21 protein-coding genes and 1 pseudogene are annotated in these 25,720 nt (G+C 71.4%); 11 read left to right on the top strand and 11 right to left on the bottom strand.

Going from position 1 to position 25,720, the window contains the following annotated elements; genetic code table 11:
- Nucleotides 1-30: 30 nt before the first annotated feature.
- Nucleotides 31-684, bottom strand: a complete 654-nt coding sequence (locus IG64_RS08025) for a CatB-related O-acetyltransferase (protein ID WP_037853577.1) — start codon at nucleotides 682-684, stop codon at nucleotides 31-33.
- Nucleotides 685-782: 98 nt separating this feature from the next.
- On the opposite strand from IG64_RS08025, the gene IG64_RS08020 reads away from it, so the two are divergent.
- The gene (locus tag IG64_RS08020; protein ID WP_037853575.1) at nucleotides 783-1,409 is read left to right on the top strand and encodes a TetR/AcrR family transcriptional regulator; all 627 of its coding nucleotides are present in this window, start codon (nucleotides 783-785) and stop codon (nucleotides 1,407-1,409) included.
- Between the two features lie 193 nt (nucleotides 1,410-1,602).
- Here IG64_RS08020 and IG64_RS08015 read toward each other — a convergent pair whose 3' ends face one another.
- On the bottom strand, nucleotides 1,603-2,043 hold the full coding sequence (locus IG64_RS08015) for a hypothetical protein (RefSeq protein WP_037853573.1): 441 nt from the start codon (nucleotides 2,041-2,043) through the stop codon (nucleotides 1,603-1,605).
- Between the two features lie 222 nt (nucleotides 2,044-2,265).
- On the opposite strand from IG64_RS08015, the gene IG64_RS41495 reads away from it, so the two are divergent.
- Both IG64_RS41495 and IG64_RS08005 read left to right on the top strand, forming a co-directional pair.
- The gene (locus IG64_RS41495; protein ID WP_199811531.1) at nucleotides 2,266-2,637 is read left to right on the top strand and encodes a hypothetical protein; all 372 of its coding nucleotides are present in this window, start codon (nucleotides 2,266-2,268) and stop codon (nucleotides 2,635-2,637) included.
- Nucleotides 2,638-2,895: 258 nt separating this feature from the next.
- Nucleotides 2,896-3,330 carry a DUF6228 family protein gene (locus IG64_RS08005; protein WP_037853568.1) on the top strand — a complete coding sequence of 145 codons (435 nt, stop codon included), beginning with the start codon at nucleotides 2,896-2,898 and terminating at the stop codon, nucleotides 3,328-3,330.
- 60 nt (nucleotides 3,331-3,390) lie between these two features.
- Here the strand turns inward: IG64_RS08005 and istB are convergent.
- Nucleotides 3,391-4,159: pseudogene (gene istB / locus IG64_RS08000) on the bottom strand (IS21-like element helper ATPase IstB); the annotation flags it as partial.
- A 526-nt stretch (nucleotides 4,160-4,685) separates the two neighbouring features.
- Nucleotides 4,686-4,910, bottom strand: coding sequence for a Mu transposase domain-containing protein (locus IG64_RS42005; protein WP_234438428.1), 225 nt, complete (start codon nucleotides 4,908-4,910; stop codon nucleotides 4,686-4,688).
- A 301-nt stretch (nucleotides 4,911-5,211) separates the two neighbouring features.
- Here IG64_RS42005 and IG64_RS07990 point away from each other — a divergent pair, with 301 nt between their 5' ends.
- The 3 genes from IG64_RS07990 to IG64_RS07980 all read left to right on the top strand — a co-directional run bounded on the left by IG64_RS07990 (nucleotide 5,212) and on the right by IG64_RS07980 (nucleotide 8,100).
- Complete coding sequence (locus IG64_RS07990; protein ID WP_037853770.1) at nucleotides 5,212-6,126, top strand: YceI family protein; 915 nt, start codon at nucleotides 5,212-5,214, stop codon at nucleotides 6,124-6,126.
- A gap of 218 nt (nucleotides 6,127-6,344) precedes the next feature.
- Nucleotides 6,345-6,998, top strand: a complete 654-nt coding sequence (locus IG64_RS07985; protein ID WP_037853567.1) for a YceI family protein — start codon at nucleotides 6,345-6,347, stop codon at nucleotides 6,996-6,998.
- Nucleotides 6,999-7,707: 709 nt separating this feature from the next.
- A complete protein-coding gene (locus IG64_RS07980; protein WP_037853565.1) occupies nucleotides 7,708-8,100 on the top strand; it encodes a hypothetical protein in 393 nt (130 codons plus the stop codon).
- A gap of 1,152 nt (nucleotides 8,101-9,252) precedes the next feature.
- On the opposite strand, the gene IG64_RS07975 is transcribed toward IG64_RS07980, so the two are convergent.
- Together IG64_RS07975 and IG64_RS41060 are read right to left on the bottom strand one after the other, a co-directional pair.
- Nucleotides 9,253-9,885 carry a DUF2461 family protein gene (locus IG64_RS07975; protein ID WP_234438427.1) on the bottom strand — a complete coding sequence of 211 codons (633 nt, stop codon included), beginning with the start codon at nucleotides 9,883-9,885 and terminating at the stop codon, nucleotides 9,253-9,255.
- Nucleotides 9,886-10,048: 163 nt separating this feature from the next.
- Nucleotides 10,049-10,576 carry a hypothetical protein gene (locus IG64_RS41060; RefSeq protein ID WP_158771490.1) on the bottom strand — a complete coding sequence of 176 codons (528 nt, stop codon included), beginning with the start codon at nucleotides 10,574-10,576 and terminating at the stop codon, nucleotides 10,049-10,051.
- A gap of 217 nt (nucleotides 10,577-10,793) precedes the next feature.
- Here IG64_RS41060 and IG64_RS07965 point away from each other — a divergent pair, with 217 nt between their 5' ends.
- Nucleotides 10,794-11,342, top strand: a complete 549-nt coding sequence (locus IG64_RS07965) for a GNAT family N-acetyltransferase (RefSeq protein WP_037853563.1) — start codon at nucleotides 10,794-10,796, stop codon at nucleotides 11,340-11,342.
- A 378-nt stretch (nucleotides 11,343-11,720) separates the two neighbouring features.
- On the opposite strand, the gene IG64_RS07960 is transcribed toward IG64_RS07965, so the two are convergent.
- On the bottom strand, nucleotides 11,721-12,533 hold the full coding sequence (locus IG64_RS07960) for a cytochrome P450 (RefSeq protein ID WP_234438426.1): 813 nt from the start codon (nucleotides 12,531-12,533) through the stop codon (nucleotides 11,721-11,723).
- Nucleotides 12,534-14,049: 1,516 nt separating this feature from the next.
- Nucleotides 14,050-15,252 carry a PP2C family protein-serine/threonine phosphatase gene (locus IG64_RS07955; RefSeq protein WP_037853560.1) on the bottom strand — a complete coding sequence of 401 codons (1,203 nt, stop codon included), beginning with the start codon at nucleotides 15,250-15,252 and terminating at the stop codon, nucleotides 14,050-14,052.
- 580 nt (nucleotides 15,253-15,832) lie between these two features.
- Here IG64_RS07955 and IG64_RS07950 point away from each other — a divergent pair.
- Entirely contained in the window at nucleotides 15,833-16,363 is a 531-nt protein-coding gene (locus IG64_RS07950; RefSeq protein ID WP_037853559.1) for a GNAT family N-acetyltransferase, read from the top strand.
- A gap of 480 nt (nucleotides 16,364-16,843) precedes the next feature.
- On the opposite strand, the gene IG64_RS07945 is transcribed toward IG64_RS07950, so the two are convergent.
- The 3 genes from IG64_RS07945 to IG64_RS07935 all read right to left on the bottom strand — a co-directional run bounded on the left by IG64_RS07945 (nucleotide 16,844) and on the right by IG64_RS07935 (nucleotide 21,450).
- Nucleotides 16,844-18,064 carry an FG-GAP-like repeat-containing protein gene (locus IG64_RS07945; RefSeq protein WP_037853558.1) on the bottom strand — a complete coding sequence of 407 codons (1,221 nt, stop codon included), beginning with the start codon at nucleotides 18,062-18,064 and terminating at the stop codon, nucleotides 16,844-16,846.
- 718 nt (nucleotides 18,065-18,782) lie between these two features.
- Nucleotides 18,783-19,991: an MFS transporter gene (locus IG64_RS07940; protein WP_234438425.1), complete on the bottom strand. Its 1,209-nt coding sequence runs from the start codon at nucleotides 19,989-19,991 to the stop codon at nucleotides 18,783-18,785.
- Nucleotides 19,992-20,610: 619 nt separating this feature from the next.
- The gene (locus IG64_RS07935; RefSeq protein ID WP_037853557.1) at nucleotides 20,611-21,450 is read right to left on the bottom strand and encodes a membrane protein; all 840 of its coding nucleotides are present in this window, start codon (nucleotides 21,448-21,450) and stop codon (nucleotides 20,611-20,613) included.
- 91 nt (nucleotides 21,451-21,541) lie between these two features.
- Between IG64_RS07935 and IG64_RS07930 the strand changes: the two genes are divergently transcribed.
- The 3 genes from IG64_RS07930 to IG64_RS07920 all read left to right on the top strand — a co-directional run bounded on the left by IG64_RS07930 (nucleotide 21,542) and on the right by IG64_RS07920 (nucleotide 25,698).
- Nucleotides 21,542-22,576: a sodium-dependent transporter gene (locus IG64_RS07930; RefSeq protein WP_037853555.1), complete on the top strand. Its 1,035-nt coding sequence runs from the start codon at nucleotides 21,542-21,544 to the stop codon at nucleotides 22,574-22,576.
- Nucleotides 22,577-23,659: 1,083 nt separating this feature from the next.
- Nucleotides 23,660-24,322: a response regulator transcription factor gene (locus IG64_RS07925; protein WP_037853760.1), complete on the top strand. Its 663-nt coding sequence runs from the start codon at nucleotides 23,660-23,662 to the stop codon at nucleotides 24,320-24,322.
- Nucleotides 24,319-25,698, top strand: coding sequence for a sensor histidine kinase (locus IG64_RS07920; protein WP_078883854.1), 1,380 nt, complete (start codon nucleotides 24,319-24,321; stop codon nucleotides 25,696-25,698). The genes IG64_RS07925 and IG64_RS07920 overlap by 4 nt, the downstream gene beginning before the upstream one ends.
- Nucleotides 25,699-25,720: the final 22 nt, after the last annotated feature.

Genomic DNA, 25,720 nt, shown 5'->3' with positions numbered 1-25,720 from the left:
ATACGTCGGCGGTGTGGTGGAGGCACGGTGTCAGGACAGGTCGATCTGCGCGGCGGCCTCCTCCAGGTCCGCGACGGTCCCCGACATGATCGTCCGGATGTGCCGGGTGATGTGCCGCACGGGCCAGTCCCACCACGCCGCGGCGAGGAGCCGGGCGATGTCCGCAGCGTCGTAGCGGGTGCGGATGAGCCGGGCGGGGTTGCCGCCGACGATGCCGTAGTCGGGGACGTCACCGGTGACGACGGCACCGGCGGCGATGATCGCGCCGTGGCCGATGCGTACGCCGGGCATGACGGTGGCCCCGTGGCCGAACCACACGTCGTTGCCGACGACCGTGTCGCCCCGGCCGGGCAGGCCGGTGATCAGGTCGAAGTGCTCCGCCCAGGAGCCTCCCATGGTGGGGAACGGAAAGGTGGAGGGGCCGTCCATGCGGTGGTTGGCCCCGTTCATGATGAACCGGGTGCCCGTCCCCAGCGCGCAGTACTTGCCGATGACGAGCCGCTCGGGACCGTAGTGGTACAGGACGTTGCGCGTCTCGAACGCGGTCGGGTCGTCCGGATCGTCGTAGTAGGAGAAGTCACCGGCCTCGATCAGCGGCGACTTCACCAGCGGCTTGAGCAGCACCACGCGCGGGTGCCCGGGCATCGGGTGGAGCACCGTGGGGTCGGCGGGAACGGGCGGCATCGCGGGGGCCCTTTCTGGTGGCCGGTCCAGTGCGACACATGTCGCGTTAGCATGCTGGCACGGACCTGCCGCCTTGATCAACCGGATACTGACTGCCGATGACAGAACCACTGGAGACGACCTCGGACCGCCGTCCTGGCGGCCGCACCGCCCGCGTCCGAGCCCAGGTCCTCGACGCCGTCCGCGCGGAACTCGCCGAACGCGGTCCCGGAGGACTCACGATGGAGGGTGTCGCGACGCGGGCCGGAGTGCACCGCGCCACGGTCTACCGGCGTTGGCGCGATGTCGGCGGCCTGCTCGCCGACGTCATCGAGGCCGCCGGCGAGATCGACTGGCAACCGCCGGACACCGGCTCCCTGCACGACGACCTGACGGCCCTCAACCAGGAGATCCAGGAATCCCTGCTCGTACAGCCGTCGCTCGCCATCGCCCTGATGGGCGCCTCGTTCCACTCCGACCAGGCCGCGCGGGCCCAGACACGGTTGTGGACGAACCGGTACGCCCAGTGCGAGATCCTCGTCGAGCGCGCCGCCGAGCGCGGTGAACTCCCCGCAGGGCACACGGACGCGCGGAGCCTGCTGATCGCCGCCACGGCGCCCCTCTATCACCAACTGGTGCTCCTGCGCGCCGGCCCGGACCCGCAGCTGCCGCGACGGGCCGCGAAGGCGGCGGTCCTGGCGGCTGCCGCGGGGGCCTTCTCGGTCCGCCGGGAAGAGAGCGCGTGAGGGAGGAGGCGGGGAGGAGACGCCAGCGCGGTCGACGGCGTGGCAGGTCTGGCTCACCCTCCGGTGGCCGCCGCCCGCGCTGCGCGTGGCGGCCGTGAACATCCTCCTGCGCGGCCACGCCGCTACGCCGCGACGCCCCCCGGACCACAGCCGTGCGGCTGAGTCGCATCGAGGCACGCCGGAAGGGGGCGCCCTACCGGTTCAGAGCGCGGCGGGCGCGGCCCGCCCACACGAGTGAGGCGCGGGCGGCCCGGCGCGCCAGGGGTGTGGGGTAGGGGGAGCCGGGCCGGACGGGGGCGGTGCGGACCCGTGCGGGGGCGGCGCCCCGGCGTCGGCGGTGGTGGACGGAGAAGGCGCCGCCGATGCCGCCGGCGACGACCAGCAGCTCGGCCGCATCCTGAAGACCGAGGACGACGTCGTTGGAGGGAGAGCCCTTCAGTTCGGAGTTGTAGAGGTCGCCCTTCCACGGGCCGTACGAGACGACGAAGCCCACCTCGTAGGTGGGAAGGAGCGGATCACGGTGGCCTGCGCAGGAGAAGGGCCCCCTTCGCCGCTCCTTGGTGAAAGGGTCCGTCCAGACGACTGTGCACGGGCCCGCCCTCGTCGAGCCGTCGACGACCGTCAGGTCGACCATGGGGTCCTCATCCATCCCCCACGCGCCCGCAAGGCCGAACCCGCCGGCGAGCAGGCCTGTCAGGAGGATCCATCGGAAGCACCCGCGACGGCGGGAGCGACGCTCCCGGCGCCCGGCCGCCGGCCCACCGGACGGGCCGGGCTCCGCACCACGGTCCGTGTCCGCCCCGGCCCCGCCGCCACGCGTCATCTGCGACCTCATCCCCAGTGGTGCAAGTTCCCTGTGACCAAGAATAGTTGGCTGATCCTCGGCCGTCAGGACCGGCTTCGGTCGCCCTGCCTGGCGAGCAGCCGGCCGCCGCCGTGCCGTCGGGTGGCGATCCTCGCGGTCGAGCCGGCATTCTCCTCGGACATCGTGGCCGAGCGGTACTGGGGCCGGGGCCCGGTGCTGTTCCATTCGGTGGCTCCGGCGCCGTTCGAGGCGGCGGAAGTCTTCCGCGCCGCCGTCCGCGGCAGCCGTCCCGCGCCCGGCCCCGCCCGGCGCCCGGGACGCTTCGACCGGGCCGGCCGTGTTCTCGCCACCGATCCGCGGCAGGCAGCACAGGCCGCCGGGCGTTCGGTTTCCGACGACGGGGCGCCGCAGTCCTGGATGTGAAGGGCGTAGCGGTCCCGCGCCTGCTCCGACGTCGGTCCCGCTGTCCGCGGCGGTCAGGGTCGGCTTGTCCCCCGTTTCTTTTTCCTGGCTCCGCAATGGAGCCCCTGGCTGCGTAGGTCAGAACGAAGAGCACTTGTCGGTGGGCGCTGGGAACAGCTGGTGGCTGCTGGGCCTCGGAATGTTGGTGAGAAGTAGCAGCGGTCCCGTGCCACGGAATCGTGATGTCGTCAACGTGTTGACGTCCGTATCCTTCGGCGGGTGAGTCTGATCGAGGTGGGTCCCGGGCAGGTCGAGCTCGTCGTGCGAGGGCCGGGGACGCTGGCGGCCTCTGTCCGGTTGTTCGACTGGTCGCGTGCGGATGAGTACGAGGTCGTCTTCGCTGTGGAGGCCGTTGCTGCTGGCGTGCGTGCCCGGCTCGAGAACCTGACCGTCACCGTCTGGGATGACATGAGCGAGTTCTTCGACGGCCTCGCCCGGGACTTCCGTGGCTGGGAGGGGGAACGGGTCTGGATCAACAACCACCTGGTCGTGACGGCGTCCTTCGGCTCGGGTGGTCATGTGTATCTGAACTGGACGCTTCGGTCCGGCTTCTTTCCCGGTGACTGGAAGTGCACGGTGACGACCGTGATCGAAGCCGGTGAGGGGATGACGGTTGTAGCTGCGGACCTGCGGGAATTTCTGCGCCAGGGGTAGGTCGCCCACGTCTCCCTGCAGGCACTCCGCCTCCGGTTCAGCCGACGACTTGCTGCTCAGCGCGGGCGCGCGGATTGTGGCGAGACCGTAGGAATCGGTGCCACTCTCGATGATGTTGCCGCCGAAGGTGAGGCGGTCGACGACGGCCGCCGCAGAGGCGGGGTCGGTGAAGGTCTTGGTCCAACCGCAGAAGGTTCGTTGGAGGCGATGGCGACGCTGTTCTTCTCCTCGTGTTCGGTCAGGACCTGGAAGAGGAGTTCGGCGCCGCGGCGGTCGAGTTCCATGTAGCCGAGTTCGTCGATGCAGAGCAGGTCGATGCGGCCGTAGCGGGCGTGGTCTTGGTCGGCTGCTTCTCGTCGGCGGCTGCGACCAGCTCGTTGACCAGCTTGCCAGGACGTATTTGACTCGGTAGCAGGCCATCGCGGCCTCGGTGCCCAGTGCGATCAGCAGGTGAGATTTACCCGTTCCGGAGTCGCCGATGAGACAGAGGGGCAGGCCCTTCTAAATCCATTCACACTTGCCGAGCGTGTGGATCACGGCTGCGTCGATGTTGGGGGTGGCCTCGGAGTCGAACTGCCGCAAGGACTTGTCGCGGGGGAAGCCTGCGTCCTTGATGTGGCGCTCGGAGCGTCGGCGGGCCCGGTCGTCGCACTCGGCCAGGAGGAGCTCGGCGAGGAAGTCGAGGCAGGACATCTGCTCACGGCCTCGCTGTCTCGGCGAGGTCGGGGAACTGGGAGCGGATGGTGGGCATCTGGAGCGGGCAGCATGCCTGGTCGACGGCGGTGGTGGCGGCCTGCTCGGTGAGTCCTCGCTGGCGGGGATAGGCCACGGTGCTCTTCTCTCACGGGGTGGGATGGTCGGGTCGGCGGAGCCGCAGGAAACTTGGTCGTAGAGGGCGACGGAGGGCAGGGGCCGCTTGTCGGGTGGCAGATTGGTCCTGACGGCTGCGGGCAGCGGGGCAATGGCGGTCTGGCTGGTGGTGGAGGGCGGCTCCGGGGGTTCTTCCGGTCCGGTGTCGGCGTCGGCTGCCTTGCGGGCTTCGCGAGCGACGGCATCGCAGTGAGGGCACCGGTCTTCAGGGCTGCGGCGAGGCCGGTGACGAGGTGTTCGTGGGGCAGGTGTCGGCTGAGGAGCAGTTCGATCAGGGCCCGGGCGTCGTCGCGTTCACCGTGCGCTTTGACGGCGGCTTCCCACCAGGCGTCGTGCGTGGGAGTGAACCGGTCGGCCGCCCGGGCCTGGTCGAGGGCGGTGGCGCCGGGGAGGGCGCCGGACTTGCGGATCAGCGCCTCCAGCTAGTGGCCGAGTTCGAGGCGGGATCCATTGCGGGCGATGAGCCGCTCATGGCGGGCGACTTCCTAGCGGACGTCGTAGACCACGAGCTCGGAGGCATGGAGCATGACGCGGACGGTGCGGCCGATCAACCGCACCGGCACCGAGTAGCGGTTCATCCGGACGCAGACCTGGCCGTAGCGGTCGACCCGCGGGGTGGACAGTCGGCCAGTCTCGAACGGTTCCTCCGGCAGTGGCGCGAGCAGCGGCTGCCTGCCCGCCTGTGTCAGGTCCGTGATGAAACCGCACACCGGTTGTGAATATCGCGGCCCCTTTCCGTGTTCTTCACCACAGCATTGCTGCAAAGCAACGAAGTCGAGGTGTGTCGATATGGCTGGCCGATGTACTGATATGTGGCCCCGCATCCACCGAAAGGAGGGGTGAGCTGCTTCGACATCGGGTCGAGTCGCCCGCGCGTGGGGGCCTTTATGATCGTCGACGAACTACTGGCTCCGCGTCCGTCCTCTCGTCGCCGACGGTTCTTGGCTACCGCGAACGTCTCCCACTGATCGGGTCGCCTGACGGCGACGCAGGTGAAGAAGGGTGAACTCCATGGCTCTCGGGCTACTCCGTCGTCGGCGCTCCCGTGGTGCTTCCGGTGCCGGAGCGAGCATCTCGGTCCCCCTGCCGCCCGGCGCCGGGGCGTTCGGCTTCGAGGTCCTCGATCCCATGGGGCAGCCCATGAGTGGAGCCGAGGTCACCGTGACCGCCCTGGACAGCCACCGGGTTGCGACGCGTGGCACCACGGATCCCCACGGCTACTTCATAGCGACGCTGCCACCGGGCTCCTACAGCGCGATGGTCGCGGCCGAGGGCCTGTCACCCGCCCGCGAGAACATCGACATCACCGCCGGGGTAGCCCTGCCCCCGATGCGCATCGCGCTCCAGCCCGCCCGCCAGATGGAACTTCCGACAGCCGGTACCTGGCTGTTCGATCCTCCGCACACCGCGATCCGGTTCATCGCCAAACACGTGGGCATGGCCCATGTCCACGGGCGGTTCACCCGCTTCCAGGGCGGCATCCACGTCGCACCGAACATGGCCGACTCACACGTGTCGGTGCGCATCGACGCCTCCAGCGTCACCACGGGAAACAACACCCGCGACAACCACCTGCGTTCCGCCGACTTCCTGGACGTCGAACGCTACCCGCACATCGACTTCACGAGTACCCGGTTCGCCCACCGCGGCGGCTCCAAGTGGACCCTGCACGGCACACTCACCATGCACGGCACCAGCCGTTCCGTCGGCCTCGACACCACCTACCTCGGGACGGTCAACGGAGGCTACGACCAGGAACTGCGCTGCGCGGCTCTCGCGAAGGCCGAACTCCATCGGGAGGACTTCACCCTCAACTGGCGCTCCATGCTGGCCCGCGGCATCGCCGTCGTCGGTCCGACCGTCCAACTGGAGTTGGACGTACAGGCGATGTACCGCACCCACGACACGCCCACGCCACCGCAGTAGACCCTCACACGGGGGCGACCGACGCGGGTGCTGTCCGAACAGGGGTGTCGCGGTCATGCATGGGGTGCTGATCGAGGCAGTCCGGCAGCGCACCCCACGTCGCGTCGCGGTTTCACCGTCGGCCGCACGCACCCCGGACGGGACCACCGATCTCGCCGGGCAGTGCCCGGCGACACCTTGACAGCACAGAGCGATCAGATGGGAATGGGCTCAGGATCATGGGCATCTTCAGCCGCCGCCAGACCGATCTCGGCGAACCGATCCCGGCTGCCGGCGCGGGCGCCTCCGTCGCGGAGGCAACGCCCAGGGCTGCCACGCTCGACCCGGCACTTCGAGCCTTGACCGGACGATGGACCATCGACCGCCCGCACAGCCGCATCGGATTCGCCGTGCGGCACGCCATGGTCACGACAGTCCGGGGGGCTTTCACCGATTACGACAGCACGCTGTACTTCGACGGAGCCCGGCCCTCCGAGTCGCGGGCCGACCTCGTCATCCGGGTCGCCAGCGTCGACACGGGCGTGGAACAAAGGGACGCGCACATCATCGGCCCTGACTTCTTCGACGCCCGTCGCTACCCGGAAATGACCTTCCGCAGCACCTCCACCGTCCATGAAGGCGGAGAGACCTTCCGCATGACCGGGGACCTGACCATCCGTGACGTCACCCGGCCCGTCGACCTGCAACTCGACTACCTCGGCTCGGTCCTGGATCCTTTCGGCTACGAGCGAGCCGGCTTCGACGGCACCACCACCATCGACCGCACCGAGTGGGGTCTGGTCTACAACCAGCGCCTCAAGACAGGAGGCACCATGGTGAGCGAGAAGGTCCGACTGCAGTTCGACATCTCCGCGATCCGGTCGGCGTCGTAGGCAGCGTTGCAGTACCGACCCGAGTCGACGCCGTGGGCGCGGCCGGCGGCGAGGCGTCCGGCCTCCTTGGCGAGCAAGCGCCGCACGGTGGCGGGTAAGACACCGGCGAGCAGCCCGACGCAGTGGATGCCGTGGTCCCGAACCGCGGCGGCCTGACGCGGGCCGCTGCCGGGCACGGACCAGATGCTCGCTGAGAGGCAGACCGTCCAGGAACGCCACCCGGGTCACCGCGGAGGGATGGACCAGCGCCAGTCGGAGCGCCACGGCGACACCGCGGGCGTGGCCGACGAGCCCGAAGCGCCGGATGCACGGCGCGACGCGTGGTCCAGCCGCCCGAGAACGGCCCCGCTCGGGGGCCGGGGTGCTCCGGGGTGCGGGGTGGTCAGCCTTGCGGCTCGGGTTCGCCCGTGTCCGGACGCGGCGGTGGTGCGTCGTCGGTGGAGATCACGGAGGCGTCGAGCGCTTCCCCGAGGCACTGCTCGGGCCCTTCGCTGGCGAGAACACCGGCAAGACGGTGCCGGCACTGCGAGCGGTGCGGGCGGAGGGTGTGAACTCGAGTGGGGGCGAGGCACGTTGTGCAGGTGACAGGATCAACCACCCCCCGTTCCTGGCTCAGGGCGGTGGCCGATGAGCCAAACCTACGCCGTTCCGCTCTGGGGCGGCTGGTGCGGCTCCGCCGGCCGCCCGCCCGGCCGGACAAGGAGAGTTCATGCGTAGCAAGCAGGGTCCGCGCCGGCGTTCCCTCATGGCGACGGGCGCCGTCGTCCTCGCCACCGGTGCCGCGGTCGTCGCGGCCGGGACCCCGGCCTCCGCGGCCATCAGCAACCACCGCGTCCAACTGTGCGCCAAGGGCAACTATGACGCCGACATCACCTGGTCGGACGGCGTGCACTCCACAGCGGTCCGCCGCGGGCAGTGCCAGACCTTCGACATCTGGGCTCCCGGCGGCTACACAATCGGCGGCTTCTACAACACCGGCGGAGCGCACTTCGACATAGCCGGCATCGCCTCGCCCCGTGGCGGCTGGCCGGCCGGCACCCCCGGCCGCAAGTACGGCGCAGAGGGCACCACCAAGGCGCCCCGCATCGTGCGCTGGCAGTAGCGCTCCCGGGATGCCGGTGCGCCGGTGATCCCTGCACCACGTACGCGGTCCGACCGTGCTTCCGGCACGGGAGGACCGCGTACTTCACTCTGTCGGGATCGCCTGCCCTGAGTACGTCACCGCCAAGAGCGTCGCACTCGTGAGCAGCGGTTGCGGGACAGCCGCGGGAGTGGATACGGCCTGGTGTGACTCGGTGCCTTTCGCGGACGCCCGGGTTCCACGACGGACCTCGTGCAATGGGCCGGGCGTACCCTGCGCATGCCCTCCGGGCACGGGGAAACTGGCCGCTCTGATTGCGCCGGTGGTCCTCGGACCAGGCGATGATGAAAGAGCAGTACTGCCGCCGGATGCGTACGGACCCTGGCGAAGGTGCTCGGGACGCTGCGTGCGCACGGCACGGACACCATGGAAGCCCTGGCCGACCCTAGGGCGCGCAGCGGCCGGAAGGCCGACAAGCTGTCCGATGAGCGGCGCGCGGAGCGGACCGCGCTCGACAGGCGCTGGCAGCGGCGTGAGCGGCGGTCGGAAGCGTTCCGGACCGGCCGGTATGCGCCTTGCGGCGACTTCGTGAACGCGTCACCGTCACATGGGAAAGTCGAATCCGGTGGTGTCCTGATTGCGACGGGGGGACGGGAATGGACGACAGCGACGAGGCACGAATTCGCAGGGCCGTCGAGCGCGGCGTACGGGATGCCAACGGCCCGTCCTGCGGGGGGTGCATCTTCACGTTGCTCCTCCTCCTCGCGTTCCTGGCCTTTGTTCAGAATCTGGCGTCCACCTCCGGGAGATGATGAAGCGGGCCCGTCGGCGGTCTGAGTGGACCGCCCTCGGTATGCGCTGGGAGCCGTCGGGCGGAGGACAGAGGAAGAGGGTCGGTCGCCACGTGGTGGTGACCGACCTTCTTCGTCTCGTGCCCCGACCGTCGTTCAGGCGCGGTGCGGGCCAGGACCTCCGTCCCGTCACCGGCGGCCCCGGCAGCAGGGCGGCCTGCTCCTCGTCGGAGTCCGCCGTCTCCCGTCCGGCGTTCTGCCGGATGACGGAGCCGTGTGCGGTCGCGCTTCTCGTGGTTCGGCGCGGAAGGCATCACGCCATCACATGGTCCTTGCCGGAGCCGGTGCCGGCCGTGGCCGTGCCCCGCCGGCCGCGGTGACGTCAGACGGCGCGCTGGACGTGGCGGGCCAGCCACATCAGCAGGGCGTCGAGGTCGGTGGCGGCCGAGAGGACCCGATCGACCGCCTCGGGAGTGTGCAGCCACTGCTCGCAGCCGAGGGAACGGGCGGCGATCAGCGAACGGTGGCGCAGCAGTTCCGCACGGGAATGGTCTGCCGGGCAGCCGCGCGGGGGGCGTTTCATCATGTCCCCGGAGATGTCGTAGCCCTTGTGCCGCAGGTCCTCGACGATGGCGGACAGTTCGCGGCCGCTTCCCTCGGCGGCCACGGCCCTGCGGAACATGTCCACCTGGCCGGGGTCGGGGTACCACCAGGCCCCCTGGATCCGCAGGCCGTCCAGGGAGAACCGGAGGCCGATCTCGACTTTGCGGCCGAGTCGGATCACCGCGCCCTGGTGCTGCCACCACCAGGAGCCGGTGCGGTAGTGCCAGACGGAGAAGTCCTCGTACCGGGGGTCGGTGTCCGCGATCTCGTTGAGCAGGGCGATCATCGGCTGCCGGACCAGGCGTTCGCGGTCGGCTCGGCAGCGCTCCCGGGTCGCGTGGGCCGGTTCGCCCTGGAGCTGCCACAACACGTCCATGGCCTGCTCCGGCCAGCCGGTGAACTGTCCGCGCATGCACGGAGGATAGCTCAGCCACGGTCCGCGTGACCGGAGCGGGGAACGAACAGGAGACGGCTGCGGGCACAAGGGGGCGGTGCGGCTCGGAGCGATCGTGCGGGCCGGCCTCACCGGTTGGTTTCGAGATCGACGTGCTGGAGGCCCGCGGGCCCTCCCCGGTCTACGGGGAGTCGGACCAGGCGCCGCTGAGGGGCCGGGGAGTGGCCAGGGACCTGACGACCGTGGGTTCCCGGTCGGCCCCGAGATCGAGGCGCATAGCGTCACGAAGCCGAGTGAGCGCGGCCTCGTACTGGGCGCGGCCACCTGAGTACGCCTCGTCCCCGGCGAGGGCTCCGGATGCGGCGAGGTCCCGTACGTCACGTAGCCGGCGAAAGGCGTTCTCGGAGGCGGCGAATACGTTCGAGGCGGCCGTGATCGACATCTGGTAGCGCATGCCGTAGCACGGAGCGAAGCTGTCGCGGGCGGAGCGCTCTCGTTCGGCCAGGTCCACGGTCTGGTCGCGCGCCAGGCTGCGGAAGTCGTTGCGGGCCTGGGAGAGGCAGGCCAGGTATTCGCCGTACAGGGCACGGCGTGCGCTGATGAGGCGGTCGTCCTGCTCCCGGCGCCAACGACTGCGGTCGAGTAACGCGGCGGAGGCGGTCGCGATCAAGGCGCCGACTACGGCACTGGCCAGTGTTGTCCAAGGCATGTCCAGAGCGTAGGCCTCGTGCCGGCATGCCGATAGCGTGCTGAACGCCGAACGCTCAGGCAGCCGGCTCGACCGCTCAGTCGGCCGGTGAAGGGCAGTCACAACCGGTATGACTGAGCACTCCACTTGGTGGACTGAGCACCTGGGCCGTCAGCTCGGGGCTCGTCCGCACAGCATCTCGCCTGCAAGGACTCGTGGACATCCCAGGAGCGGCCTCATGGAGATCACGTGGCGTCGGATCGAGGAGCGGGACTTCCCGCTGTTGCGGAGGTGGCTTCAGCAGCCCCATGTGAAGCGTTGGTGGAACCACGAGACCACCGTGGAAGCGGTGGCGCGCGACTTCGGCCCCGCCGCCCGGGGTGAGGAGCCCTCGGAGGACCTCCTCGCATCCCTCGAAGGCCGTCCGGTCGGTCTCGTACAGCGTTCGCGCCTGTGCGACTACCCCGGCTATCTGGCCGATCTGGCGGCCGTCGTCCAGGTACCTGACGGCGCGATGACCCTCGACTACCTGATCGGCGTTCCCCGTCACACCGGCCAGGGCATCGGGACGGCGATGATCCGCTCGGCCATCGTGCGAACCTGGGCCGAGCACCCGGCCGCCCCGTGCATTCTCGTCCCGGTGGCGGCAGCCAATCGGCCGTCGTGGCGGGCGCTCGAGCGAGCAGGACTGCGCCGGGTCGGGGTCGGAGACCTGGAACCGGACAACCCGGTCGACGACCGGACCCACTACCTCTACCGAGTCGATCGGCCGGGGAGCGGCGGCTGACGGTCTCACCTGCCCGACGACCAGAATGCCCAGCCTCCCCAGGCCAAGCGGGCATCCGCCGGACGGAGCGCTCAGTCACATCGATCTGTGCGGCTGAGTGAGCGCGCTTCAGTGGGCCTCGCCCTCGTCGGCGCACGTCGGAACGGGTACCGGCCGTGGACGGCGGCACCGGGTTGTCGACGTGTCGTCGGCCGTAGTCGGCGGCATGGGAGACACCACTGCGGCCCGGCCCACCGCTGCACCGGAGGTTGCATGAGCGGCGGGCCGGGCCGGTGGCCCGGTGGCCGGCTTCCGGGCCACCGGGCCTCGGTTCTCAGTACCAGTACCAGCGGCGGGCGGGCTTGTTGCTGAAGATGCGTCGCATCGTTGCGGCCATGGCTACTCACCTCCTTCCGGTGTCGCGTCGGGTCCACCGCGACGAGGTGTGCGGTGGAGCGTGAACGGCCGCGGCACGCTGCCCTCGGCCATGACCGGGCGCAGGTCGCCACCGGTCACGGTCAGGCGGGCGTTGCGGGCCAGGGCGGTCAGGGAGTCGGTGAGCAGCGTCTGCGCCACCGCTGCGCCGGGGCAGGTGTAGGGGCCCGCCCCGAACGTCACGTACTGGCCGTGTTCGTCCGGCTCGCTCCAGCGGTCGGGCCGGAATGCGTCCGGGTCGGTCCATCGGCCTTCTGCTCGGTGCATCAAGTACGGGCTGACGGAGAGGAGTTCACCGGGGTGGAAGGCGACGCCACCGATCTCGACGGGATGGGTGATGGTACGGCCGAGCATCCAGGGGGTCGGACGATACCGGAGCGACTCCCGCACGATCTGGTCGGCGGGCCAGGGCCAGGGCGAGTCCGCCGTGTGATGCAGGCAGGCCAGGAGTACCGACCATGCAAGGGAGGCGCTGAGGGGAACCACGATCGCCCGGGACATCATCAGGTACAGTTCGGCAGCCGTCCGGTCCGGCACTTCGGCGGAGCGGCATACGGCGAGCAGGGCGTCCAGCACGTCACGCGGCTCAGCGGCGGGGTGTTCACGGCGGTGGCGTACCTGGTCGGTGAGGGCGCTGATGAGCTGGGCGCGCAGGACCTCCGCCCGCGCCCGCTGCCACGTGTGCGGTGCGTGGAAGAACACCCCTGTCCGCGCAGCCTGTTCGGCCAGCCGGCGCGTCCTGGCGGGGCTGCCGGGATGCAGCAGCAGGCCTGCCATGCACCGGTGCACCAGCGTGTTCCCGGCCCGTGGCCATCGGCTGGCTGACGGCAGCCCGGCCACTGCCCGGTTCAGCTCGGTACCGTACTGCGGCAGGCTTTCCCGTAAGAAGTTCCGCACCGCATGCCCGACTTCTACCTGTGATTGGCGCGTGGGCAGCAGCTCGTTGAAGAACCTCGACTTACCCGTGTTGTATTCAGGGTCGCGCAAAAGCGTCTGCGACAGATCCGCGTCCCCGACACAATGTCCACCCCAGGGAAGCCGGATGACTTCCGTAAGACTGCTGCGACGGAGGTTGTCGAGGTATTCCAGCGGGTCCCGCCGGAACCGGCGTTTTTCTCCGGGCCTCATCGAGTCATCTCCTCGGCGAGATATTCGGCAGGGACGCTGAGTTGCGTATGATGTCCCTCAACCCGGCAGATCCCCGCCCCAGGGTCCGGGAAACCGGAATATCAGCGCTACCACTCATGTGAGTTAAATGGCAGGCCTGTCAGTTGGATGGACCGGGGTGTCGCCGCCCGGGGGCGACGCCGCCGCCCCCGGGCAGTGCCGCATACCTGCGTGCATCGGCAGGCCCCGGGGGGACGCGTGGCTCGTTCTGCGTCCGGCCGGTGACGCAGCGGCGGCCAACTCATCGGCGCCACGCCGGTGCCCGGTCAGCGGACCGCCGGACAGGAGGCGCAGCGGACACCTGCCACTCCCGTGGGCTGCGCGCCGACCGGCGATGAACTGCGTCCGGCACAGATCTCGGGGACGGTCGCGGACCGTCAGCGGGGTAACGGCATCTACGCAAGCGGATCACAGGGCGTTTTGCCGGGACAGTGAGAAACGCAGGTCGTCTCCCTGGCCGCGCTGGCTTCGTATGAGCCATGCCAGCGATAGACGCGACGTTCGAAACTGACAGCCCTGTCCAGAGCGCTTATCCGCCGCTGGTGGAGGCGGCGTGCTGTATCAGGCGGATCAGGTGTCCCGAATACCTGCCGAAGACCTCCCGCAGACCTACCGATGATCACTGCCGGACACTCGCGCTCGCAGGCCCGGAGGCGTTTCTGGTGCACCATGTGAAGTCGCCATCGCGGAGGTTGAAGCAGGCTCATCTTATTCGCCCGCCCCGGCCACCAGCAGCGCTGGAAGAACCCCGTGTTCTGCGGCATCCGCCACCGGACGCCGGCAAGCCCGGCCTCGGCCGCGAGGCCGGCCAACCGGCGCCGGCCCCCGCGGGCGCGGGCCCGCCGACGCAGCCGGCCCGCGCCGCCGCGACGGGCGAGACGGCCTGGCCGTACCGGCGCCGGCGGCCGAACAGGCAGCAGGCGGCGCAGCGCGGCGGTCCCTGCGCACGTTCACCCATCCCGATGCGGCGAGGCGGCGAGGCCAAGGCCCCTTTCAGATTTCAGAGCCACGGACGGCGCGGGCTCTTCACAGCGCGCACGCGGCCGGCTCCTCCGGCAACCAGCCGCGGCTCCGCCCCACCGGGCGTTCCACGACGCCAGGGGCGCGTACCAGGCCGCCGGGCCGCTCAGATACGGGAACCGACGCTGGTGTGGCGCTGTCCGGTACGGCTCCCGTGCCAGTCGACGACCATGGTGGTGGCATCGTCGGACAGAGAACCTCCGCAGGCCTCGTGAACCGCGGAGATCAGGGCCCGGACCACTTCTCGGGGGTGCTCGTCGCGGGTGGCGCGGAGGAGAGCGGCGAGGTCGACGGTGGCGGCGGCTCGTTCACACATGCCGTCGGTGATCAGGACCAGGCGGTCGCCGGGCCGCAGGTCGAGCTGTTGCACCTGGTAGGCGACCGGGGCCAGCACTCCGAAGGGCATGTTCACCGCGACGGTCAGCTCCTCGACGCTGTCGCCGCGCAGCCGCAGTGGCCAGGGGTGGCCGGCGTTGACCAGTTCACAGGCGCCGGTCTCCAGCTGGATGCGCAGCAGTTGGCCGGTGGTCATGCCGCGGCCGTGACGGGTGATCGCGTCATGGGCGGCGTAGGCCTGGTCGAGGAGGCCGCGCCCTGCGCGGCGGGCTTTGCGCAGGGCGTTCACGGTCAGGGTGGCCAGCAGCGCGGAGGCCGTGTCGTGTCCCATCGCATCGGTGATGGACAGGTAGAGGGCCTCCTGGTCCAGGGCGTAGTCGTAGGTGTCGCCGCCGATCTCGTCGGCCGGGACCAGGCCGCCGGCCAGGGTGAACTGCGCTGCCTCGCAACAGGATGCCGAGGGCAGCAGTTGGTGCTGGATCTCAGCCGCCAGACTCACCTCGGTGGTGCGCCGGCCCCAGTGGTAGAGGTCGGTGAAGCGACGGTCGGTGACCACGATGTACGCCAGCGCGTGCGCGGCCTGCGCCACCGCATCCCGCACCGTCTCGTCGGCTACGGGCACGGTCAGGTCCAGAACGCCGAGGCAGTCGCCGCGGTTCGTCACCGGGGCCGCCAGCCGGCAGCCGCCCTCCCCGTCCGGCTCCTGGTACAGGCGCTGGGAGCGCAGCACCCGCTCGTACACACTGCCCGCCAGCTCGACTGTCTCCGTCTCGGTCCGCGTCTGCGCGGCCGTGCCCGCACGGGGCAGGCGGACGGCTTCCCGCCCGACCATGTCCACGAGCCAGAACGACACCTCGCGCGCCGAGAACCGCTTCTCCAGGTTCCGGGCCACCACGTCGACCGACTCCACCGGCGCGCCGTCCTCAGCCTGCCGCAACACCTCGTCCAGGCCCAAGCCCTCGCCACCCGACACAGGCACCTCCCCTTCCCCCACTGCGCATGCCCGGCAGGCCGTCCTGGATACCACCGGGTGGCGGACGAGGCGTCCGCGACCGTGCCCGGTCCTCGGGGCTTCTTGAGGTGACCGCCGGCGTGGTCGGTCGGGCGCCGCGTCGAAGGCGGGGTGGCTGAGCAGGACCCGGTCCGCGCCGTCAGGCCCAGCATGTGACGTACGTGTTCGCCGGGGGGATCCGCGCCAGGCGGGGCGCCGGTGGCTCTGGCGGTGGGGCAGACCGTGATCGGAAACGGCCTGGACCGTCCTGAAGGACGTCTCCCAGCACACGAACACCGAACCGCGCGAGGTTGCGGGACACCTCGTGCGGGGGTGGCACCGCGGCCGGCCGCCCCGCAGACCGGCCACGCTCCGCAATGCTCGCCGGAGCGCCGCACGCGCACCCGCCCGGCGCCGGCACGGACCGCGGCGTCCGCAGTCCCGGCGGGCGCCGCGACCCGGCCGCGCAGCGTGCCGGCCGCCGGCCGAGGCGATCAGCGGCTGCGCGCACGGTCGGGATATTCGCTGGTCGCCGGTCGCCGGTGGTGGTCATACTGCCGCAATGGATCCGGTGACTCTTGAGACCGACCGTCTGGTGCTTCGGGCCTTCACAGCCGCCGACGTGGATGCGGTGTACGAAGCCTGTCAGGACGAGGACATCCAGTTCTACACCCCGGTGCCGGTGCCGTACCGCCGTGCGGACGCGGAGAAGCTGGTGGGTGAGAAGCTGCCCGCTCAGTGGGCCGAGGACAGGGACTACACCTTCGGCGCGTTCCGCAAGGACACCGGCGCCCTGGTCGGTTCGTACTGCCTGACCCTCATCAGCCGCGGCGTCTGGGAACTCGGTTACTGGGCGGTCAGGGAGCAGCGCGGACGCGGGTATTCGGTGGAGGCCGCTGGGGCCCTGTGCGACTGGGGCTGGGCCACGCTCGACGTGCACCGCATCGAGTGGTGGGCCATGGCCGGGAACACCGGCTCGCGTGCCGTCGCCGAGAAACTTGGCTTCACCGTCGAAGGGACACTGCGCAGTCGCGGCATCGCCAACGACGGCAAGCCGCACGACTGGTGGGTGGGCGGGCTGCTGAGGCCCTGATGCTTCGCCGGCTGCGTCTGTTCTTCCGCAGGGACGTTCCCGGCTCGGACAGTGCCCCAGTGGGTGCCACGGTCGTCGCGGACGAGTGCGAGCGCTGGTACCTGGACATGCAAGCCCCCTACGGCCAGAAGCTGACTTCCGGCGTCACCTGCACCCATGCCCTCAGCCGGCCCGAGGCCCGGCCCGAGGACCCGAGCCGCAGTTCAGCTCGACCGACCGCTGCTGCGGGAGCGGCACCGGCTCGTTCACCGTCTCCCCATCGCCTACGGCCCCTGCGGCCGCATCCGGGAAAAGGACGCCACCTTCGAGCGGTACTGCGGCGGCTCCACACTGCCCGTGCGCGGTGAACTCCGTGCCCGTACGCCCGAGCCCCCGGCGGAGTTCGCCATCGGCATGCGGCTGAACACATGCCGACCCCGGGAGACGACACGGCGCCCGGAGGGGCCGTACCCTCCGGGCGCCATGGGTGTTCGCAGCGCTCTAACAGAATCCGTTCAGGCCCCACCATTCTCCGTTGGTGCGCTCGCCGCCCGCCAGGAGGCCGTTGCCGCGGCCCTGGTAGGTGACCAGCCAGCCGAGGTTTCCGGGGCTGCCGTCGATGACGTACTTGTCGTTGGTGACGGCGGCCAGGTCGGCCTGGCCGTCGCCCGAGAAGTCACCGACCGCGATGAGGTTCGCCATCGCGTTCCAGCCACCGGTGCCGGCCAGGACGCGTCCGCCGAGGGCCGAGGCGCGGCCCGGGTAGAGCCAGAGCTTGCCGGTGGAGGCCTCGCGGGCGTAGAGGTCGGGGCGGCCGTCGCCGTTCATGTCACCCACGCCGGCCAGTGCGTTCATGCCGTTCCAGCCACCGGTGCCGATCACCTTGCGTGAGCCGAGGGCGCCGGTGGCAGTACCCGGGTACAGGTACAGCTTGCCGGTGGACTTCTCGGCGGCGATCAGGTCGGCGCGGCCGTCGCCGGTCAGGTCGCCGACGGCGGTGATCTCGCGCATGCCGTTCCAGCCGCCCGTGCCGATGAGTTCGCGGGCGCCCAGGGACCCGGTGGTGGTGCCGGGGTAGAGCCAGAGCTTGCCGGTGGAGGCCTCGCGGGCGATGAGGTCCTCGCGGCCGTCCCGGCTGAAGTCTCCGTGCCGGGTCAGGGCGTTCATGGCGTTCCAGCCGCCCGTGCCGATCAGCTTGCCGGTGCCGGTTCCGGAGGCCAGCCACAGCCGGCCGGCCTCGTCGCGGGCGATCACGTCGGCCCTGCGGTCGCCGTTCATGTCACCGAAACCGGGTGTCTTGGGGGACACCTCGGCGGACCAGCTCGGATAGGGCTGCTGAGAGCATTCGCGCTCGGTGCGGGCGAACTTGACCGAGCTGATCGTCGCGGTGGGGGACGAGGAGTACTCGCCCGCGCCATTGGGGCCCGCGGGGAAGTAGCCGCCCCAGGGGCTGTAGTTCTTGTCGTCGTAGAGGCAGGCGATGGATTTCGTACGGTTGACGTACGAGTGGATCTTGTTGTCCCAGCTGCCGAGGTCCGCGACGCTCTTGCTCGTCTTGTACATCGTCCCGGTCGCGCTCTGGCCCGACCAGCCGCACCAGTAGCCCGTCGGGCAGTCGTACGAACTGGCCGCGGCCGACGTGGCGTTGACGGCTACCACGGCGGTGCCGGCGAGCACGAGACCGGCGAGTGCCGCCGTCCCCCGGGCAAAACGGTTTCCCATGTGCATCCCTCCCTTGGCTGTGCGCTCGTACTTTAACCTGCCTTTACTGAGAGGGGATCTCCTCACAGGGAGGGACGCGATGCGCCGGCGGAGCGCCCCGGACAGGCGCCGGCCACGACCGGCGCGCCTGCAGCACCGGGACGCCGGGTCCGGAACCGGGCTTGTCGACGGACACCCCGCCGCTGCCACTGCGGCGAGGTGCCGCGCCGGCTCCCGCCCGGCGTCGGCTCCGGCCCGGCGCCGCAGGGGCGGGAACCTGAGAGAGTCGCGGCGGCGGGCGTGGGGCCGTTGACAGCGGTGGACGCAGGGCCCCGGCGAAGTCACGTCGCCGGCTTTTGACCGTGCGGGTGGCGCGGCAGCCGTGCCGGCGATCCGGTCCTGGTCACGGCAGGCACCCGAGACCACGGCGGAGCCTTGAACCGCGCGTACAACGACTTCATCGGCTGAGCGAACGCGCGCGCCCCGGGACCGGCCGGCCTCACCACGCCCCGCGTCGTCGCTCCCGGTGCCCCGGAACCGGGACTCCGAGTACGTCGGTGCCTGCCCCGGACACCGCACGCCGTCCTGGCCCGCTCGGCGGCGGCCGTTTCTCCGCCCTGCCCGTAGTCCGCGACACGGAGGACCGGTGCGGCCGCGGACTGCCCAGGTCCGCCGCGCCGTGCCCGGCCGCACGGCGGCGTGGTGACGAGAACGCCCGGTGCACGCGACCGTTCGCCACTCAGTGGGCGCGCGTGGACCGCACCGCCCGGGTGACCCACAGCAGAACGAGCGCGGCGGCCTGGATGCCGGCGACGACGACGATCAGAAGGGGTACGGAGACGTCGTACAGGACCCCGGCCAAGGTGCCGCCTGCCAATGCGGCCGCGCCCATGATCCCGGCGAACACACCGTACGCGGAGGCCCGGCGGCCCACGGGTACGAGGTCGGCGACGGTGGCACGCAACGTGGACTCCTGAACCCCGACCGCGGCGCCCCACACCAGCACACCCGCCACGGCGACCGCCACCGTGTCGGTGAGGGCCAGGGCAGGAGCGGCTGCGGACAGCAGCGGCAGGACGACCAGCACCTGGGCGCCGAACCGGTCGTACAGCCAGCCCGTGACCAGCGCCGCCACCGCGTCCGCCGCCATGGCCGCCGCGTACAGCACCGGCACCATCGCCGTCGACACCAGATGCCGGACGGTCAGATGATAGGAGAACACACCAAAGGTGGCGAAGCCGGCCAGAGTCGCTGCGGTGAAGACCGAATAGGCCCAGAAGGCTCGCGGCAGTTTCCTCGCCCGGGGCCCGGCAGGAACCGGTTGCTCGGACGAGTCCAGCGCCCCGGACGAGTCCCGCGCCTCGGGCGCCGCCGCGTCGGCGGTCGTCTCGTAGCCCACCGGATCGGGAACCCTGGCACGCAGCCGGAACAGCAGCGCGAGGGCGGCCACGCCGGGCAGCGCGAGCACCCCGAGCGCCGGGGCGTAGTCGCCGCCGGTGAGGGCGAGGACCCCGGCCACCGTGAGCGGGCCGACAAGAGCGCCGACCTGGTCCATCGCCTCGTGGACCGCGAAGCCGCGGCCCCTTCCGGTGGCAGCGGTGGCGTGCGAGAGCAGTGTGTCCTTGGCCGGGGAGCGCACCGCCTTGCCGACGCGTTCCCCGATCACCAGGGTGCAGGCCGCCCACAGCACGCCGGTCAGGCCGAGTACCGGGACGGTGACCGCGGTCAGCACGTACCCGCCGATGGTCCATGCCCAGAAGCGGCGGCTGCGCTCGGCCAGCGGTCCCGAGACCAGACGCAGTCCGAGCGCGGCGGCCTCACCCGCCCCCGTGACCACGCCGACCAAGGCCGCGGAGGCGCCCAGACGGGCGAGCAGCGGACCGGTGACGGAACGAGCGCCCTCGTAGACGAAGTCCATCAGCAGACTGACGCCTCCGAACACCACCACGAACCGCCACGCCGAAAGCCCCCGGGCGGGTCCTTCCGACGGTTCGGGCGTAGCAGACGCGGTGCGGGCCGGCTTCACGGGTTCCTCCCCAGGGTGTCGCGTGCACGGCAGGCCGGTCATCGCCTCCTGAACACCGGACCATCTCCTGTGGCGCTCTCCTCCTCACCGGACGGGTCCGGCAGACACATCCTCTCTCGGCAGGCTGTAGCAGTCAGGTGCGGAGGGAGCGCGGGATGCTCGCTCGCGCCCGCCCGGCGAGCGTGGCGCGGTTCGCGCCCAGGCGGCCCGGTCGGTGGTCCGCTCGGTGGTTCGGTCGTGCTCGTCCGTCTTCCGGAGGCAGGGCCGCGGACCGGGCGGGACTGCGGCCGCTCCTGAGTGCGGGCGCACCCCGTCGGACCGGCCAGTACGGCCGGCAGCACGGCCGACGAACCCGCCGCACCGAGGCCGGGACCGCCCTTCGCGGCCGGCTCGGTCAGGAAGTCGCGGAGCCGGCCACAACAGCGCCTCCCCGCCGAAGCTGACGATGTCACGGCTGAAGATCGTCCTCGGCTTGCGGTGGCAGGAGCGCGGCCGGACGGCCGAGGCGACCGCGCTGATCGCCTGAACGCCGTCCAGCCGTTCAGGCGGCCTGCCGCGTCACGCGCGCGGGGTCCGCGACGTCCTTGCGGGTCACCGCCAGGTACACCACCAGGCCGAGGACGACGGCGAGGAAGAGCCCGCTCGTGACGACGGTGCCGAACCCGAGGCCGCCGTCGCCGGCCGGCTGGGAGAGGTAGTCGCCGATCGAGGCACCGAGCGGGCGGGTCAGGACGTAGGCGATCCAGAAGCCGCACACCGCGTCCAGGCCCAGCGCGAAGTGTGCGACCGCCACGGCGGCGATGGCCAGGCCGAACAGGACCGCCGAGAGCCAGTAGCCCAGGTCCATGCGCTCGGAGACGAGGTCGCCGGCGGCCGTGCCGAGAGCGAAGGTGAACAGGACGGCCAGCCAGTAGAACGACTCGCGGCCGGTGGTGTCGACGCTGTGGATGGAAAGAGTCCGTTCCCGCCGGTACCAGACGACGAAGACGGCCACCAGGAGGAGCGCGAACACCGCGGTGCTGGCCTCCAGCGGCACGCCCATGTTGTCGGTGAGGTTGTCGCTGATCAGTGTGCCGACGACGCTGATCAGGGCGACGGTGAGCCAGTACACGCCGGCGCGGTACGCCGTGGTGCGGAACTGGACGACGAGGACCACCGCGAGCAGCGCGCTCATGAGCAGGGACACGCCGGTCAGGCCCAGCCCGGCCTTCTCGTCGAGCAGGTCGGCAGCGGTCTCGCCGACCGTCGTGCACAGCACCTTGATGACCCAGAAGTAGGCGGTGACCTCGGGGACCTTGTTCCGGCGCGGACGGTGGGAGGGGGGAGCGGAGGCACGCGTGCCCGGTTCGGCCTCGGGAGTCCCGGAGAGTTCGTGGGTCATGGGCAGAACGTTGCCGGCGGTTACCTGAACGCTTCCTGACTGCCGCGCGGCTTTCCCCGCCCGCCGGGTCCGCCCTGGTCACGATGGGGCCATGCACACTCGCGCCGCGTCCTGGCTGCGGCACCGGCTCGGCCGCGTCGTCGTCATGTCCTACGCTCTCGCCCTGTTCCTGCCCGGCCCCGGCCTGTGGCTGCGCCGCATCCATCCCCTGCCGCCGACGCACCTGACCCTGCGCACCGCACCGTTCCTGCTGTCCCTGATGCTGTTCTCGGCCGGGCTGCAGGTCCCCCTCGGCGCGCTGGGCGGCCTGCTGCGGCATCCGAAGGCCCTGCTGGCAGGGCTCGTGCTGCACGTGGGGATCCCGCTGGCGGTCGTGCCGTTCGTCGCCTTCCTGCTGCGGCGCACTCCCGACGCCGACGGCGGCAGCGGGCTGCTCACCGCGCTGATCCTGATCGTGGCGATGCCCGTCGCCGCCGGGGCCACCGTGTGGACCGCCAAGGGCGAGGGAGATCAGCCGACGATGGTGGGCCTCGTCCTGGCCTCGACCCTCCTCAGCCCGCTCACCACCCCCGTGCTGCTGACGACGCTGTCGCCGCTGCTCAGCGGCGGTTACGCACACCTCCTCGCGCACACCGGCCGTCTGGCCCAGGGCGGATTCGCCCTCACCACCGTGGTCTGTCCCTGCGCGGCGGGCTTGCTGGGCGCGCTCGTCCTGCCCTCGCCCTGGCTGGGCCGCCTGGTCACCACGGTGGCGCCGCCGGCCATGGCCGGTTCGGTGGTCCTGACCTACGTCAACGCCAGTGGCGCCCTGGGATCCGTCCTGACCCGGCCACGCCCGCTGTTGATCGTGGCCGCCCTGGCGGTGGCGGCCCTGGTCTGCCTGCTCTCCTTCGCACTCGGCCGGGCCGCCACCCGCCTCCTGCGGCTGGAGGCGGGTACCGCCTCGTCACTGACGCTCGCCTGCGGCATGAACAACAGCAGCGCGAGCGCTGTGCTGATCACCGCGTCCTTGCCCGACAGACCACACCTGCTGCTGCCGGTCCTCGCCTACGGACTGCTGCAGAAGACCGCCGCGAGCCGGATCGTCACCCGGCTGCGACCGGCTCCCACCGCGGCGGGCGCCTGAACGTCTCAGGGCTGCGAACAGAAGCGGGCCCCGGCGGGCGGTGTCCGGTGCGGGCGATCGCAAGGCGCCGGCCTCCGCGGCGGAGCCGGGCGCAGGTGCTCCTCGCCGCCGGGACCGAACTGGGCCACGAAACGGGCCAGGACCGTCTCCGGGCCGGTGTTCCCGGCCGAGACCGGTGTGTGTGCGCCGACCGGTCGGGCCGGGCGCTTCCTGTGCGGGAGCGCAGGCGTGGCCGCGGCCCTGCCGCTCCCGGTCGATGACGCCCTTCTCGTGCGGCCGGGTGGTTGTCGCCGCCGCCGTGCGGGCCGGGCCGGTGCCGAGCCCGGCCCGCCCCCGGCCTGGTGTGCGGGCCCCGGCGTCCCGCGACCCGGCCATGACGGCGGATCGGGCTCGCCGGCCGGCCGCCTCTCGTCCCTTCGCGTCCGTCATGGAACATTCCTCACTCCCCCACCGTCTACAGTTCGGTAGACCGTCTACAGCATTGTAGTCATTCGTCGGGTACCGCCCTGCCGGTGTGCTCACCGCAGCCGACGGTCCTGACGACGGATGAAGGAGTTCCGCACGTTGACCGCAGCCAGGCACCCGTCGTCGCGGCTCGCCGCCGATGTGCCGGACGCCGGGTCGCGGCGGGCAGCCTTCGGCGTCCGGGGCGTGGCCGTGGGCGTGATGCCGTTCACCGGGGCCGGGCCGCTGACCGGCTTCTTCCTGCCGGGCGACGCGCCGCTGTCCACGGCCGGTCCGCTGCGTACGGGTGCCGATGACCGCGGCCTCAAGCTGCCGCTGCCCCCGTTCCTGGTCCCCGCGCCGGAGGCGATGCCGGGCGCACGGTGCGGACACCTCCTGGGCCGGGAACGGGCGGCTCCCTGCCGGCCCGGAGCCGCCCGGCCCGCCCGCACGAGCGGACGGAACGCGCGGAGGACGTGCCGGAGATGTCCGCCGCCCAGCGGACCCCCGAAGCGCACGCCTCCCTCAGCGGCCAGGGCGCCTCCCGGAGAACCGGGCGGCCGCCCCTTTCGAGCCACTGAACGCAGAGAACCCTGCCGCGCCCGGCCTCCCGGGCCGCCCGACAACCTATGGAGAACCATGCGCCAGACGATCCTGGTCGTCGAGGACGATCACGCCCTGCGTGACGTGCTGATGCGCGGACTGCGCGACGAGGACTTCGACCCGCTGCCCGCACCGGACGGCGCCACCGCCCTGCGACTGGCCACCGCCGGTGTCTGCGCCGTCGTGCTCGACATCGGGCTGCCCGACGCCGACGGACGGGACGTGTGCCAGGCGATGCGCGCGAACGGATTCCTCTCCCCTGTCATCTTCCTGACCGCCCACCACCGGCTGAGCGACCGGCTGTCCGGGTTCTCGGCCGGAGGGGACGACTACCTGCCCAAGCCGTTCCACCTCGCCGAACTCGCGGCCCGCCTGCGGGCGGCCCTCAAACGGGCCGCGCCGCCGCCCGCCACGACAGCGGGAGACCTGGCACTGGACGCGGTCCGGCACGCGCTCACCGTCCGAGGCGTCCCCGTGGACCTGACACCGACGGAGTTCCGTCTCCTGGCGGCGCTCATGGCGGCTTCCGGCGGCATCGTGCGCCGCCGCGATCTGGTCCGGGCGGCCTGGCCCGAGGGCGCCCGGGTACACGACAACACCCTCGACCAGTACCTGACCCGACTGCGCCGGAAGCTGCGCGACGCGGGCAGCGACCGGACGATCGCCACGGCCCGCGGGCTCGGCCATCGCCTGTCATGAGCGGCACCCGCCACCGGCCGCGGCCCGCCATGACCGCCTTCCTCCACCGTCTGGCACCCCGCACACTGCGCGGCCGGCTCTCACTCGTGGCCCTCACCACGGCCGCGCTGCTGATGCTGGTCCTCACCGTCGCCTTCAACGCCGTCGCCCAGCACCGCCTCCAGCACCAGGCGGACGACGAACTGCGCACCCGCGCCGTCGCCGTCGCGACGACCGTCGACACCACCGGCAGGACCGTACGTGTCCTGGAGACCTCGCACGACGCACTCCTCGACGCCAACGTGTGGATCTACGCCGGCGAACGTCTGCTGGAAGAGCCGCCGAACGCCGGCCGCCTCACCCGCGTCGCCGGCTCCCTCGCCGGGCGCGGCGGGCGGCGGTGCGTCACCACCGACGTGGGCGGCCCGCTGCGGCTGTGCTCGCAGCCGGTGTCTTCCGGCAGGAACGGGGCTCTGGTGGTCACCGCTCTCGACCTCTCCCCCTACCGGAGTTCGGCCGACACCCTGCTCGTGGGGTCGCTCGCGCTGGACGTCGTGATGCTCGCCTGCACCTATGCTCTGACACGTCTGGCGGTGGGCCGCGCGCTGCGCCCGGTCCGCGCGATGACCGACCAGGCCGGCCAGTGGAGCGCCGTCGCCTCCGAAGAACGCTTCGGCCATGTGCGGCACCCTGTCGAACTCGCCCGCCTGGGAACGTCGTTGGACGCCATACTGGACCGCATCCGCACCGTCCTGCGCCACGAGCGCCGGCTCACCGGGGAACTCTCGCACGAGCTGCGTACACCCCTGAGCCGGATCATCGCCGAACTCGACTGGTGGCAGACCCGCCCCCGCACCGCCGACCAGACCCGGGCCACCCACAAGGTCATCGCGGATGCCGCCCGGTCCATGCGCACCATCTGCGACACCCTCCTCGACGACGCCCGCGGCGGCGCACTCACCGCCCCGGGCACCGCCGAGATCCTCCCCACGCTGCGGCGCCTCACCGAAGCCCTCGACGCGCCGAGCCACGTGACGGTGACCGCTGACGGGCCGCCCCTGGAGGCCGGAGTCCCCCGCGCCCTCCTCGAACGCATCGTCAGCCCGCTGCTGGACAACGCCTGCCGCTACGCCCGCTCCGAGGTCGCCGTCCGCGCCTACCGCGCACCCGGCGGCGTACGCGTCGACGTCGTCGACGACGGGCCCGGTGTGCCGGCTCCGTTCGCCGGACAGCTCTTCGAGCCGGGTCGGCGCGCGGATCCGGGTGACGGACACGGCGGAGCGGGCCTGGGACTGCCGCTGGCGCGACGCCTGGCCCGCTCCGCCGGCGGCGAGGTGGCACACGACCCCGGACACACCCGCGGGGCGCGGTTCGTCGTCAGTCTGCCCGCCGGTTGACGGCGGTCGTACCCGCCGCCAC

It is taken from the genome of Streptomyces sp. NRRL S-340 (genome assembly GCF_000720185.1).
Lineage (GTDB): Bacteria > Actinomycetota > Actinomycetes > Streptomycetales > Streptomycetaceae > Streptomyces.
Note: the sequence above shows the minus strand (reverse complement) of the source record. Positions and strands in the feature narration are given on the sequence as shown.

Excerpts from the sequence above, each read along its gene's own strand:
- IG64_RS07965 (WP_037853563.1), top strand. The coding sequence starts at position 10,794 with ATGGAGATCACGTGGCGTCGGATCGAGGAGCGGGACTTCCCGCTGTTG.
- IG64_RS07975 (WP_234438427.1), bottom strand. The coding sequence starts at position 9,885 with ATGCGCGGACAGTTCACCGGCTGGCCGGAGCAGGCCATGGACGTGTTG.
- IG64_RS07945 (WP_037853558.1), bottom strand. The coding sequence starts at position 18,064 with ATGGGAAACCGTTTTGCCCGGGGGACGGCGGCACTCGCCGGTCTCGTG.
- IG64_RS07980 (WP_037853565.1), top strand. The coding sequence starts at position 7,708 with ATGCGTAGCAAGCAGGGTCCGCGCCGGCGTTCCCTCATGGCGACGGGC.
- IG64_RS41060 (WP_158771490.1), bottom strand. The coding sequence starts at position 10,576 with ATGCCTTGGACAACACTGGCCAGTGCCGTAGTCGGCGCCTTGATCGCG.
- IG64_RS07985 (WP_037853567.1), top strand. The coding sequence starts at position 6,345 with ATGGGCATCTTCAGCCGCCGCCAGACCGATCTCGGCGAACCGATCCCG.
- IG64_RS07935 (WP_037853557.1), bottom strand. The coding sequence starts at position 21,450 with ATGACCCACGAACTCTCCGGGACTCCCGAGGCCGAACCGGGCACGCGT.
- IG64_RS07920 (WP_078883854.1), top strand. The coding sequence starts at position 24,319 with ATGAGCGGCACCCGCCACCGGCCGCGGCCCGCCATGACCGCCTTCCTC.
- IG64_RS07930 (WP_037853555.1), top strand. The coding sequence starts at position 21,542 with ATGCACACTCGCGCCGCGTCCTGGCTGCGGCACCGGCTCGGCCGCGTC.
- IG64_RS08020 (WP_037853575.1), top strand. The coding sequence starts at position 783 with ATGACAGAACCACTGGAGACGACCTCGGACCGCCGTCCTGGCGGCCGC.
- IG64_RS07990 (WP_037853770.1), top strand. The coding sequence starts at position 5,212 with ATGGCTCTCGGGCTACTCCGTCGTCGGCGCTCCCGTGGTGCTTCCGGT.
- IG64_RS07950 (WP_037853559.1), top strand. The coding sequence starts at position 15,833 with ATGGATCCGGTGACTCTTGAGACCGACCGTCTGGTGCTTCGGGCCTTC.
- IG64_RS08025 (WP_037853577.1), bottom strand. The coding sequence starts at position 684 with ATGCCGCCCGTTCCCGCCGACCCCACGGTGCTCCACCCGATGCCCGGG.
- IG64_RS08015 (WP_037853573.1), bottom strand. The coding sequence starts at position 2,043 with ATGGTCGACCTGACGGTCGTCGACGGCTCGACGAGGGCGGGCCCGTGC.
- IG64_RS07960 (WP_234438426.1), bottom strand. The coding sequence starts at position 12,533 with ATGGCAGGCCTGCTGCTGCATCCCGGCAGCCCCGCCAGGACGCGCCGG.
- IG64_RS07925 (WP_037853760.1), top strand. The coding sequence starts at position 23,660 with ATGCGCCAGACGATCCTGGTCGTCGAGGACGATCACGCCCTGCGTGAC.